Origin of the sequence: Achromobacter sp. MFA1 R4 (assembly GCF_900156745.1) — a bacterium.
Classification (GTDB): Bacteria; Pseudomonadota; Gammaproteobacteria; order Burkholderiales; family Burkholderiaceae_B; genus Achromobacter.
The window spans coordinates 4,004,304-4,016,560 of record NZ_LT707065.1; the positions used below are offsets into that span (position 1 = coordinate 4,004,304).

The following is a 12,257-nucleotide window of genomic DNA, read 5'->3' on the forward strand; positions in this document are numbered from 1 at the left end:
GGCGCCTAGGCGCCGGAGTGGGCTATCGCCGCGTCGATCGCGCCGGCGAGCCTTTCCGTCAGTTGGTCCAGTTCATCGTCGGAAATGATGAAGGGAGGCGCGAGCAGCACGTGGTCGCCCTGGCGGCCGTCGATGGTGCCGCCCATCGGATACACCATCAGGCCGCGGGCCATGGCTTCGCGCTTGACGCGCGCGTGCAGCGCCAGCGCCGGGTCGAAGGTCTGCCTGGTGGCGCGGTCCCGCACGAGTTCCACCCCCATGAACAGGCCGCGTCCGCGGATATCGCCCACATGCGGATGGTTGCCCAGCGCGGCCTCCAGCCGTTGCCGCAGGCCGGCGCCCTGGACGCGCACCCGTTCAAGCAGGTTGTCGCGGCGGATCACGTCCTGGACCGCCAGCGAGGCCGCGCAGGCCATCGCATGGCCCAGGTAGGTATGGCCATGCTGGAAGAAGCCGCTGCCCTGCTGCATGGCGTCGACGATGCGACCCTGCGCCATGACCGCGCCGATCGGCTGGTAGCCGCCGCCCAGGCCCTTGGCGATGGTGATGAGGTCGGGCGTCACGTCCTCCTGTTCGACGGCGTACAGCGTGCCGGTGCGGCCCATGCCGCACATCACCTCGTCGGCGATGAGCAGCACGCCGTGGCGGTCGCAGACCTCGCGGATGCGTCGAAAGTAGCCGGGCACCGGCGTCACGGCGCCGACGGTCGCGCCGACCACCGGCTCGGCCACGAACGCCATCACGCTGTCGGGCCCCAGCCGCTGGATCGTTTCCTCCAGCTCCTGCGCCAGCCGTTCGCCGTATTGTTCGGCGCTTTCGTTGTCGCGCTGGTCGCGGTAGGCGTAGCAGGGCGACACGTGCGCCACGTCGATCAGCAGCGGCGCGAACTGCGCGCGGCGCCACGCATTGCCGCCGACCGCCAGGGCGCCGAGCGTGTTGCCGTGATAGCTCTGCCGGCGCGCGATGATGTGCCGGCGCTGCGGCTGGCCGATTTCCACGAAATACTGGCGCGCCATCTTCAAGGCCGCTTCCACGGCTTCGGAGCCGCCGGAGACGAAGTAGGCGTGCGAGGTGCCCGCCGGCGCATCCGCCACCAGACGGTCGGCCAGCCGTTCGGCGACGTCGGTCGTGAAAAAGCCGGTATGGGCGTAGGCCAGCGCATCGATCTGGGCATGCATGGCGGCCTGCACGTCCGGGTGATTGTGACCCAGGCAGGACACCGCGGCGCCGCCCGAGCCGTCGAGATAGGCGCGGCCAGCGCTGTCATGGATCCAGACGCCCTGTCCGCGCACGGCGACGGGAGGGGTTTGGCGTAGGGAACGATGCAGGACGTGTGTCTGACTCATGCTGCGGTTTTCCATGGATCAAGGGTTGAGAACGGCTGCGGCCCCGGGCCTCAGCCGGGCCGGCGCGCAGGCGCGCCGCTCCAGTAGACGTTGTCCGCGCGCAGGCGCGCCTCCACCTCGGTCAGGCGGTTCAGGACGGCATCGCCGCCGCGCGCGGTCAGCCGGGCGATCAGGTGTTCAGCCAGTCCCAGCAGGCCCGCGGTGGTGTGGAAAAACGAGCCCGGGCCCTGGCGCGCGGGGCGCGCCTGCACGCCGTCGCGGTCGGGCGGCGCAAAGCGCAGCGTGTGGCGCGCGTCCACGGCCAGCGGCGAGAGCGGGTCGTCGGTCAGCGCAACGAGGGCGACGCCGCGCTGCGCCGCCTGGCGCGCGAGCTGGACCGTCGCGGTGGGGTAGGGCGCCTGCGAGATGACGATCAGCGCATCTTCCGGGCCCAGGTTGTCGGTCTGCTCCGCGGGCGCGCCGCCCAGTCCGTCGATGAGGACGCTGTTGCGCCGCACAAGCTGGTAGGCGTAGCGCATCTGGAACGCGATGCCGAAGGCCGAGCGCGTTCCCAGGAATCCGACCTGCCGGGCTTCGAGCAGTGTCTGCACCGCCGCGTCGAACGCGGCGGGCGGGTTCAGCGTGCACACCGAGGACATGGCCTGGACCTGGTAGTCGGTCAGGACATCGGGGCCGGGCTCGGCGGGGTCGCCCGCCGCGGCCTGCAACGCGGCGGCGCGGTCGCGCAGGCCGGGCTGTCCGTGCCCCACCAGCGCCTGTTGAAAGGGTTGGCGGAAGTCTTCGTAGCTGGCGTAGCCGACCGCGCGCGCCAGTCGCAGCATCGTGGCCGGCGCCACGCCCAGTGCCTGCGCCTGGCGCCGCATCGACCACAGGCCCACCTCCGCGGGATGCGCCACCACCCAATGCGCTGCCCGCTGCAGCTCGGGGGGCAATTGCTCCAGCTTTTCCTGAAGTGTGGCGAGCAGGGATGACGGCAGGGACATGAGGGCGGGGAGAGGGGGCGTTAAAAAACATATGATAAATAAAATCAATGAAACAAAACATATGTTTTTTATAGGGGCTTCCCCCTGTGCTGCGCTGCGTCCGGCCCCTGTCGCGACAGCCCGGCACCCGCCCCGGCAACCCCGCCGGCACCCCATAAGTGCGCCCATACTGCAGCGATCCTCGGCAAATCCGCGTTCATTTATTTACATCGCGCGGCGCCTTTTTGTTTGACTCGAATTAATTGGGCGCATATGATTCGTGTAGAAATGATTTTGTCCGAACCACCCGCAACCATGACTGACGCCGCGAAAATCGAAACCTCACAGCAGTACGACCTGCGCATTTTGCGAGCCCTGCGCCGCATCACGCGTTCGATCGCCCTGCATTCGCGCCAGTTGTCCGCGGTCAGCCACATCACCGCGCCGCAATTGATGTGCCTGCGCACGGTGATCGCCAACGGGCCCATGACGGCCACGGCGATCAGCCGCGAGATGCACGTCAGTCCCAGCACCGTGGTCGGCATCCTGGATCGCCTTGAAGACAAGGCCTTGATCCGCCGCGAGCGCGGTCGTGAAGACCGCCGCATCGTGTTCGTCACCGCCACCGAGGCGGGACGTGAATTGGCGCAAGGCGCGCCGTCGCCGCTGCAAAAGCACCTGGCCGACGCGCTCAATGCCTTGCCGGAGTTGGAACAGGCCACCATCACCCTGTCCCTGGAGCGCATCGTGGCGCTCATGGAACAGGATGGTCAGGCCGCAGTCGACACGCATGGCGACGTGTCGTCGCCCATCCTTGAAGTGCCCACGGGCGGGGCACCACCAGAATCGGGAATCGTTGCATGAAGAAAAACGAACTGGACACCCCCACACTCTCAAGTGCCGTGGCGCCGGCGGTCAGCGCGCAGACCCACACCATGCGTCTGCCCGACCGCAAAGACGGCGCCGCCATCCACCGCCTCATTTCCGAGTGCCCGCCACTCGACCTGAATTCCCTCTACGCGTACCTGCTCCTGTGCGAGCACTTTCGCGACACCTGCGTCCTGGCTGAAAGCGCCGGGGGACGCATCAATGGTTTTATTTCCGCTTATGTGGACCCGTCCCGTCCAGACGTGCTGTTCGTCTGGCAGGTTGCGGTGCACGCCCGCGCTCGCGGCCATCGCCTTGGCCGCGCCATGCTCCGGGAGCTCTTGCAGCGCAAGAACCTGGCGCATGTCCGCTATCTTGAAACCACGGTGGGGCCTGACAACCAGGCTTCGCGCCGCACCTTCGCCGGCCTGGCCGCCGAGGTGGGCGCCCATGTCTCCGAGCAGCCGTTCTTCGACCGGCAACTCTTCGGCGGCGCGGATCACGACGACGAGATGCTGTTGAGGATAGGTCCGTTCACCTTGCCGTCCCCCTAGGGACGCCGCAAGCCGGTCGGGCTTATCGATTTACCGGGATGGTTCACACCGTCCGGATGCGCCTGACGCACCCGGAGGGGAGCTGGCCGTCTGTCAATTTATGAGATGAAAAGGGAGGATTAATCATGGACTTGAAGATCTTTGACCGTATGGAGTCTGAAGTGCGGGGCTACATCCGGTCGTTTCCCGTGATATTCAATCAGGCCCGGGGCTCGACGCTCATCGATGAGGATGGCGCCGAATACATCGACTTCTTCAGCGGCGCAGGCACGCTGAACTACGGCCACAACAATCCTGTTCTCAAGGAAAAGCTGCTGGAGTATGTGCAGGCGGACGGCGTCGTCCATGGCCTGGACATGGCCACCAGCGCGAAGAAGCGTTTCCTTGAGACGGTGGATCGCGTGCTGCTCAAGCCGCGCAACTGGCAGTACACGCTGCAATTCACCGGCCCGACCGGCACCAACGCCGTCGAAGCCGCGCTGAAGATCGCGCGCCAGGTCAAGGGCCGTCCCAATGTGATCTCGTTCACGCATGGTTTTCACGGCGTCACCGGCGGCTCGCTGGCCGCCACGGCCAACATGAAGTTTCGCGACGCCGCCGGCTACGCGCTGGGCAACACGACGTTCATGCCCTACGACGGATACTTCGGTCCGGACGTGGACACCATGTCGTACCTGGAACGCATGCTGGAAGATCCGAGCAGCGGCCTGGACAAGCCGGCCGCCGTCATCGTGGAAACGGTGCAGGGCGAAGGCGGCGTCAACGTGGCCACGCTGCGCTGGTTGAAAGAGCTGGAAAAGCTGTGCAAGCGGCACGACATGCTGCTGATCGTGGACGACATCCAGGTCGGCTGCGGCCGCACCGGCACGTTCTTCAGCTTCGAGGCCGCCGGCATCCGTCCCGACATCATCACGCTGTCGAAGTCGCTCTCGGGCTTTGGCCTGCCGATGTCCCTAGTGCTGATGAAGCCCGAGCTGGACATCTGGAAGCCGGGCGCCCACAGCGGCACGTTCCGCGGCAACAACCTTGCCTTCGTCACCGCGACCCAGGCACTGGAAACCTACTGGACCAACACCGCGTTCACCGCCGACATCCAGCGCAAGGAGCGCCTGGTGGGCGACTGGCTCGAAAACCTGGTGCATAGCTATCCCAACGCCGGCCTGTCGGCGCGCGGCCGCGGCCTGATCCAGGGCCTGGTGTCCAACACCACCCCGGCGCTGTCCAACCGCATCGCCCAATGCGCGTTCAAGAAGGGCGTCGTGATCGAAACCTCGGGCGCGCATGACGAAGTGCTCAAGCTGCTGCCCGCGCTGACGATCGAGGAAGACCTGCTGGCCAAGGGCCTGGATCTGATCGAGGCCAGCGTGGCCGAAGCGCTGGCCGATGAGGGGCAGTCCGCCCGCATCCTGAAATTTGGAGGAAAACGTCAATGATCGTACGCAATGTCAAAGATGTGATCGGCACCGCCGACGAAGTCCGCACCGACACCTGGGTCAGCCGCCGCGTGCTGCTCAAGAAGGATGGCATGGGCTTTTCTTTCCATGAGACCACCATTTTTCCGGGCGGCCGCACGCACATCCACTACAAGAACCACCTTGAAGCGGTGTGGTGCATCGAGGGCGACGGTTCGATCGAGACCATTGCCGACGGCAAAAAGTATGAACTGGGCCCCGGCGTGGTCTACGCGCTGAACGAACACGACGAGCACTGGCTGTGCGGCGGCAAGGAGCCGCTGCGCGTCATCTGCGTCTTCAATCCGCCGCTGACCGGCCAGGAAGTGCACGACGAGCATGGTGTCTACGCGCTACCCGACGCCGTCGCGGCCTGAAAATAGGAGGTTCGCATGATCTCACCCGCGAAGGATCCGTACGCCTCCCGTACGGATCGTGGTTCCGCCATCATTTCCCGCCAGGATCCCGTCGTCTATGAAGACGGCAAGTACGCCAGCGCGCTGTCCGACGAGCAGGTCGGCCAGTATGACCGCGACGGCTTCCTGCTGCTGGAAAACCTGTTCTCGGAAGCCGAAGTGCGCGCCCTGTCGGGCGAGGTCGAGCGCATGACGCGCGATCCGTCGATCGTGCGCCGCGAAGAGGCCATCACCGAGCCGGGCAGCAACGCCGTGCGTTCCATCTTCATGGTGCACGTGCTCAACCCCATGCTGGCCCGCCTGGTGCGCGATCCGCGCCTGGTCAACGTGGCGCGCCAGATCCTCGGTTCCGAGGTCTACATCCACCAGTCGCGCGCCAACATGAAGCCGGGCTTCAAGGGCAAGGAGTTCTACTGGCATTCGGACTTCGAGACCTGGCACGTCGAGGACGGCATGCCCTCGATGCGCGCGCTCAGCTGCTCGGTGCTGCTGACCGACAACAACGAGTGCAATGGCCCCCTGATGCTGGTGCCGGGCTCGCACCGCCAGTTCATCTCGTGCGTCGGCGAGACGCCGAACGAGCACTACAAGCAATCGCTGAAGAAGCAGGAATACGGCGTGCCGGATCCTGTCAGCCTGCAACTGCTGGTGGAGCAGGGCGGCATCCGCACGATGACGGCCAAGGCCGGCTCCGTGGTGTTCTTCGACTGCAACACGATGCATGGTTCGAACAGCAACATTTCGCCGTGGCCGCGCGCCAATGTCTTCATGGTCTACAACAGCATGGAGAACACCCTGAACCCGCCCAAGTACGGGCTGACCCCGCGTCCCGAGCACATCGCGACGCGCAAGGGATTCAAGGCGGTCACGCCGCTGGATGCGTTGAAGCTGGTTGGCGGTTGAGCATCCGCCGTCCACACCTGGCCCGGGCCCGTCCCGGGCCTTTTTTGTCTCTTGCCGGCGGCCCGGCGCGCCGCATTTCTTGTATTCTCTGCGGCATTCGCAACCCGTTGAGCCATCGCCGCCATGTCTGCCCGTATCCTCAGCCTGCACATCTATCCCGTCAAATCCTGCGCGGGCATCGACCTGACCGAATCTCCCATCGACCGCGCGGGCCTGGCGCATGACCGGCGCTGGATGGTCGTGGATGACGGCGGCCAGTTCATGACGCAGCGGCAATGGCCGGCCATGGCGCTGATCCGCACGGCGCTCTCGGCGGACGCGCTGCGCCTGTCGGCCCCGGGCATGGCGGACCTGGAGGTCGCCCTGGACGGATCTGGACTGGAAGGCGAGGGGCAAACGGTGGGCGTCTGGAGCGACACCATTTCCGCCCGGCGCGAAGGCGCGGCCGCGGAACGGTGGCTGTCCGAATTCGTCAAGACGCCGTGCCGCCTGCTCAAGGTGGATGCCGCCGCGCGCCGCAACGCCAAGCCCGACTGGGTATCGCGCTGGGCCGACGCGCATCCCGATCTGGCCGATGCCTTCGTGGGGGAACACCACTTCGGTTTTGCCGACGGCTTTCCGCTCCTGATCGCCAACCAGGCCTCGCTGGACGACCTGAACGCCCGCCTGCAGGCCAAAGGGGCGGCCCCGGTGCCGATGGACCGGTTCCGTCCCAACATCGTGGTCCAGGGCGAATGGGAGGCCTTCGACGAAGACCACACGGCCATGATCACGGCGGGCGGCGTACGGATGGCGTTCGTCAAGCCGTGCACCCGTTGCTCGATTCCCGACATCGACCAGCGCACGGCCCAGCAATATGAAGAGCCGGGCCGCACGCTGGCGGGCTACCGCAATCTGGATATTGGCGTCGTATTCGGCCAGAACGCCATCGTGGATGCGCCGGCCGGCGCGCGGCTGAAAGTGGGCGACGCGGTCGACATCGAACTGGATTTCTGACCCGCCGCCCGCCGCGGCGTCACGGCGAGGACAGCTTCAGGCCAACCAGGCCCAGCACGATGAAGGCAACGCTGGCAATGCGCAGCCAGCTTGCCGACTCACCGAAGAGCACGATGCCCGCCACGAAGGCGCCGATCGTGCCGATGCCCACCCACACCGCATAGGCGGTGCCCAGCGGCAGGCTTTTCATGGCCAGGGCCAGCAGCCAGAAGCTGATGAGCATGCCCGCCACGGTCACGACGGACGGCCACAGCCGGGTGAAGCCGTTGGTGTATTTCAGGCCGACCGCCCAGACGATTTCAAACAGGCCAGCCAACACCAGGATGATCCAGGTCATGCACGACTCCCAAGATTGCGATGCCGGCGAGATGCCGACATAAATGGGGTCGTCCCCGGAAAAGGCGCCGGCCGTTTGACCGGGCGCAGCAACGGGCCGTCCCGTTGCGGCAAAAATTATAGAATACCGGCTTTCGACGGCAGATCCGGATGCCGGGCATCAACCTAGCAACACTTCGCGTTCCGGGCCGCGAAACCAGGATATTTTTATGCAACGCATCATGCTGCGGGCAAAGCTGCACCGCGTCACGGTCACGGAAGCCGACCTTCACTACGAAGGATCTTGCGGCATCGACGAAGACCTCCTCGACGCTGCCGGCATGCGCGAGTTCGAACGCATCGAGCTCTACAACGTGACGAATGGCGAACGCTTCGACACTTACATCATCAAGGCTGCGCGCGGCAGCGGCGCCATCTCGCTGAACGGCGCGGCGGCGCGCCGGGCCCAGGTGGGCGATCTGCTGATCATCTGCACGTACGGCCCGATGTCCGAAGAAGATTCGGCCACGCACAAGCCCCAGGTGGTGCTGGTCGACGACGCCAACCGCGTCAAGGAAATCCGCAAGTTCCCGGCGTGACGCCGGGCCGGGCGAAGCGCCATGCCGGCTCGGCCGGATAGCGCTTCGTCGCCTCTGAACCGTTTCATCATGAGCTTCCAGGTCATCATCCAACCCAGCAAGCATCAATTCCCGGTCGAGCCCGGCCAGACCGTGCTCGACGCCGCGCTGGCGGCGGGCATCGTCCTGCCCTATAGCTGTCGCAATGGCGCATGCTCCACCTGCAAGGGCAAAGTGGTGTCCGGGGAGTTCGACGCCGGCCAGTACCCCGCGCAGATCCTGTCGCCGGAAGAACTGGCCGACGGCTTCACCCTGTTCTGCCAGGCCCGGCCCCAGTCCGACCTGGTGGTCGAGTCCACCGAGGTCCGGCTGGCGAGCGACATCCAGATCCGCAAGCTGCCGTCGCGCGTCCAGACCATGGAGCGCGTCGCGCCGGATGTCACGGTGCTCAAGCTGCAACTGCCGGCCTCCGAGCAGTTCCGCTACTACGCGGGGCAGTACGTCGAAATCATCCTGAAGGACGGCCGCCGCCGCAGCTACTCGATGGCGGGCGCTCCGCACACCGGCAGCCCGCTTGAACTGCACATTCGCCACATGCCCGGGGGCCTGTTTACCGACCACGTGTTCGGCGCCGGCGACACGCAGATGAAGGAACGCGAGATCCTGCGCCTGGAAGGGCCGTTCGGATCGTTCTTCCTGCGCGAAGACAGCGACAAGCCCATCGTCCTCTTGGCCAGCGGGACGGGCTTCGCGCCGGTCAAGGCCATCGTGGAACACATGATCCACAAGAACATCAGCCGCCCCGTCGCGCTGTACTGGGGCGGGCGCCGTCCGCAAGACCTCTACATGGACGCGCTGGCGCAGTCCTGGTCGGCCCAGCTTCCGGACTTCCGCTACGTGCCCGTGGTGTCCAACGCGCTGCAGGAAGACAACTGGACTGGCCGCACCGGCTTCGTCCACGAAGCCGTCATGCAAGACATCGCCGACCTGTCCGGCCACCAGGTCTATGCCTGCGGCACGCCCTTGATGGTCGATGCGGCGCGCCGCGAGTTCAGCGCGCAGAACGGCCTGCCGCCGGAAGAGTTCTACGCGGACGCCTTCACGTCCGAGGCCGATCTGGCGAAGGCCGGGTCGTAAGTCGTATGTTTTTTTATTACTTAGGCGGCTGCAAAACGGCAAGGTAAACTGCTTTGGCAGCGGCTTGCCGGGCTGCGCGGACATCGGGTCCGCCCCCAGAACCGGCATGCAAGGAGCGATGCGGGCATGAAAGTAGCGGTATTGGGTAGCGGCATTATCGGCATCTCCAGCGCCTGGTGGCTAAGCCAGGCCGGTCATGACGTCGTGGTCATAGACCGCTGCACCGGTCCCGCGCAGGAAACCAGCCTCGCCAATGGCGCGCAGATTTCCGTCTCCTACGCCGAGCCCTGGGCCAATCCCCAGGCGCCGCTCAAGCTGCTCAAGTGGATGTTCCGCGACGACGCGCCGCTGCTTTTCCGTCCGCAACTGGACTGGCGGCAATGGATGTGGGGCCTGGCATTCCTGCGCGAATGCATGCCCGGCCGGCTTGCCCCCAATATCCGCGCCATGGTGCGCATGGCGGAGTACAGCCGCGCTACCTTGCGCGGCATGCGCGCCGAGCTCGGCATCCAGTACGACCACCTTGAACGCGGCATCCTGAATTTCTATCGCGATCCCCACGAATTCGAAAACTCGCAGCGCGCCGCCGGCCTGATGCGCGACTTTGGCGTCGAGCGCCGCGTCGTCACGGCCGACGAAGTCGTGGCCATCGAGCCCGCGCTGGCGCCGCATCGCGCCACGATCGTCGGGGGCGATTACACGCCCGAGGACGAAAGCGGGGACGTGCACCTATTTACCGTCGCGCTGGCGCAGCACTGCGAGCGTGCCGGGGTCGAGTTCCGCTACAGCACGCGCGCGACCCGGCTGCTCACGCAGGGCGGGGCCGTCACGGGCGTGGAACTCATTCAGCCCGACGGCCGCTACACCAGCCTGTCGGCCGACGCCTACGTCGTGGCCATGGGCAGCTTCAGCCCGGTGATGCTGCGTCCGCTGGGCATTCCGTGCAACGTGTATCCGGCCAAGGGTTATTCGGCCACGTTCCCGGTCTTGAATCCGGATGCGACCCCGACCGTCAGCCTCACCGACAGCAGCCATAAGGTCGTTTTCTCGCGCCTGGGCGACCGGCTGCGCATGGCGGGCACGGCGGAACTGTCCGGCTATTCCCGCAGTCTCAATTCTGGTCGTTGCGAAGCCATGACTCGCCTCGCCAGATCGCTCTTTCCCGACGCGCTCGATTTCGAGCGCGTCAGCTATTGGGCGGGCTTGCGCCCGTCCACTCCCTCGAACGTGCCCATCATCGGCCGCAGCCGCATTCCGAATTTGTATATCAATACAGGACACGGTACGCTTGGCTGGACGATGGGTGTTGGCTCGGGCCGGGCATTGGCCGATCTGCTCAGTGGACGGCGGCCAGAACCGGAATTCCCTTTTCTTGGTCTGTGAACCTATGAAGAAACTGCAATTGGCGGGCGTTGCCCGCGCGATGTTCGCCAGCCGGCGAGCATGGGTGTTCGGCGCCGCGATGGCGATGGCAGGCGTGGCAAACGCCGCACCCGTCGAAATCCAGGTCTGGCACACCCTGACCGACGCAAACAAGGCCGAGTTCGAAAAGCTCGCCAAGCAATACAACAAGGAACAGGACGACGTCCGGGTGACGCTTCGCGGTTTCGCGACGCCGGGCGCCCTGGAACAAGAGGCCGTGTCCGCGGTGAAGGCCAAGAAGGGCCCGAACCTGCTGCAACTGTCGGACAACCACTCGCCGGAAGTCGTGGCCCAGCACAAGGCGGTCCTCCCGCTGTATGAACTGCTGGCCAAATACCCGATCAAGGACCTGAACTGGTTCATCCCGGCCACCAGCAGCTTCACGCGCGACAGCAAGGGCCGCATCCTGGCGTTCCCCTGGATGGCCGAAGTCCCGGTGATGTTCTACAACACCGCGGCCTACAAGAAGGCCGGCCTCGATCCCAACAAGCCGGCCCGCACCTGGACCGCCTTGCAGGCCGATCTCCTGAAGCTGCGCGACGTGGCCGACATCGATTGCCCCTACGCGTCCAGCGACCAGGTCTCGGTCCACCTCGAAAATCTGGCGCCCATCAACAACCAGCAGTTCACCAGCAACAACAACGGCCTGGACGCGGTCTCCAAGAAGTCCGTCGCGCCCGCCATGCAGTTCGATACGCTGTACATGCGCCACATCTCGATGATGGTGAGCTGGAAGCGGTCGCTGCTGTTCATGGCGCACTCGGGCGACAACGCCAGCGACAAGCTGTTCGCCAAGGGCGAATGCGCGGTGCTGACGTCCAACTCGGGCGCGTTCGGCCAGTTCCTGGCCACCAAGTCGCTGTCCTTCGGCGTGGCTCCCTTGCCCTACTACGAGCAGGCCACCAAGGAAGGCGGCAAGCCCTTCGTGAGCGGTTCGGCCCTGTGGGCGCTGCAAGGCCATCCCCAGGCGCAGGAAAAAGCCACGGCCCAGTTCCTGGCCTGGCTGTCTAAGCCGGTCGTCGCCGCTGAATGGCATCAGCGCACGGGCTACCTGCCGCTGACGGAAGCCGCGTTCCGCGCGTCCGATGTGTCGTTCTACAGCCGCATTCCGGGCGCGCAGACGCTGATCGCCTCGATGAGCGCCAAGCCCGTGGCCAACAGCCGCGGCTTCCGCATGGCCAACTACGAGCGCATCGAGCCCGTGCTGAACAAGGAGCTCACCGATGCCTTCGAAGGCAAGGTGCCGCCCGTCGCTGCGCTGAACAACGCCGCCTCGCAGGCGCGCAGCATCGCCGCGCAGCGCTGAACGC

The 12,257-nt window shown here is 65.7% G+C and carries 13 protein-coding genes; 10 read left to right on the forward strand and 3 right to left on the reverse strand.

From position 1 onward, the window contains the following. Positions 1 to 5 precede the first annotated feature (5 nt). Positions 6 to 1,346 carry an aspartate aminotransferase family protein gene (locus BXA00_RS18240; RefSeq protein WP_076519882.1) on the reverse strand — a complete coding sequence of 447 codons (1,341 nt, stop codon included), beginning with the start codon at positions 1,344 to 1,346 and terminating at the stop codon, positions 6 to 8. A 50-nt stretch (positions 1,347 to 1,396) separates the two neighbouring features. Next, on the reverse strand, positions 1,397 to 2,329 hold the full coding sequence (locus BXA00_RS18245; protein ID WP_076519883.1) for a MurR/RpiR family transcriptional regulator: 933 nt from the start codon (positions 2,327 to 2,329) through the stop codon (positions 1,397 to 1,399). A gap of 294 nt (positions 2,330 to 2,623) precedes the next feature. Between BXA00_RS18245 and BXA00_RS18250 the strand changes: the two genes are divergently transcribed. The 6 genes from BXA00_RS18250 to BXA00_RS18275 all read left to right on the forward strand — a co-directional run bounded on the left by BXA00_RS18250 (position 2,624) and on the right by BXA00_RS18275 (position 7,495). Then, positions 2,624 to 3,172, forward strand: a complete 549-nt coding sequence (locus tag BXA00_RS18250; RefSeq protein WP_076519884.1) for a MarR family winged helix-turn-helix transcriptional regulator — start codon at positions 2,624 to 2,626, stop codon at positions 3,170 to 3,172. Then, entirely contained in the window at positions 3,169 to 3,729 is a 561-nt protein-coding gene (gene ectA, locus BXA00_RS18255) for a diaminobutyrate acetyltransferase (RefSeq protein WP_076519885.1), read from the forward strand. Before BXA00_RS18250 ends, ectA begins: the two co-directional genes overlap by 4 nt. A gap of 125 nt (positions 3,730 to 3,854) precedes the next feature. Continuing rightward, on the forward strand, positions 3,855 to 5,162 hold the full coding sequence (ectB, locus tag BXA00_RS18260) for a diaminobutyrate--2-oxoglutarate transaminase (protein ID WP_076519886.1): 1,308 nt from the start codon (positions 3,855 to 3,857) through the stop codon (positions 5,160 to 5,162). Further along, complete coding sequence (locus BXA00_RS18265; protein ID WP_076519887.1) at positions 5,159 to 5,557, forward strand: ectoine synthase; 399 nt, start codon at positions 5,159 to 5,161, stop codon at positions 5,555 to 5,557. The genes ectB and BXA00_RS18265 overlap by 4 nt, the downstream gene beginning before the upstream one ends. Positions 5,558 to 5,572: 15 nt before the next feature. After that, positions 5,573 to 6,499 (forward strand): ectoine hydroxylase, encoded by a 927-nt coding sequence (gene thpD / locus BXA00_RS18270; RefSeq protein WP_076519888.1) that lies wholly within the window; start codon positions 5,573 to 5,575, stop codon positions 6,497 to 6,499. A 123-nt stretch (positions 6,500 to 6,622) separates the two neighbouring features. Beyond that, the gene (locus BXA00_RS18275; RefSeq protein WP_076519889.1) at positions 6,623 to 7,495 is read left to right on the forward strand and encodes an MOSC domain-containing protein; all 873 of its coding nucleotides are present in this window, start codon (positions 6,623 to 6,625) and stop codon (positions 7,493 to 7,495) included. Positions 7,496 to 7,514: 19 nt separating this feature from the next. Here BXA00_RS18275 and sugE read toward each other — a convergent pair whose 3' ends face one another. Continuing rightward, positions 7,515 to 7,832, reverse strand: coding sequence for a quaternary ammonium compound efflux SMR transporter SugE (sugE, locus tag BXA00_RS18280; RefSeq protein WP_076519890.1), 318 nt, complete (start codon positions 7,830 to 7,832; stop codon positions 7,515 to 7,517). A gap of 208 nt (positions 7,833 to 8,040) precedes the next feature. Here sugE and panD point away from each other — a divergent pair, with 208 nt between their 5' ends. The 4 genes from panD to BXA00_RS18300 all read left to right on the forward strand — a co-directional run bounded on the left by panD (position 8,041) and on the right by BXA00_RS18300 (position 12,253). Then, a complete protein-coding gene (panD, locus tag BXA00_RS18285; protein ID WP_050446262.1) occupies positions 8,041 to 8,409 on the forward strand; it encodes an aspartate 1-decarboxylase in 369 nt (122 codons plus the stop codon). Between the two features lie 69 nt (positions 8,410 to 8,478). Then, entirely contained in the window at positions 8,479 to 9,525 is a 1,047-nt protein-coding gene (locus BXA00_RS18290; RefSeq protein ID WP_076519891.1) for a CDP-6-deoxy-delta-3,4-glucoseen reductase, read from the forward strand. A 126-nt stretch (positions 9,526 to 9,651) separates the two neighbouring features. Continuing rightward, on the forward strand, positions 9,652 to 10,908 hold the full coding sequence (locus BXA00_RS18295; protein WP_076519892.1) for a D-amino acid dehydrogenase: 1,257 nt from the start codon (positions 9,652 to 9,654) through the stop codon (positions 10,906 to 10,908). Positions 10,909 to 10,912: 4 nt separating this feature from the next. Then, complete coding sequence (locus tag BXA00_RS18300) at positions 10,913 to 12,253, forward strand: extracellular solute-binding protein (RefSeq protein ID WP_076519893.1); 1,341 nt, start codon at positions 10,913 to 10,915, stop codon at positions 12,251 to 12,253. Positions 12,254 to 12,257: the final 4 nt, after the last annotated feature.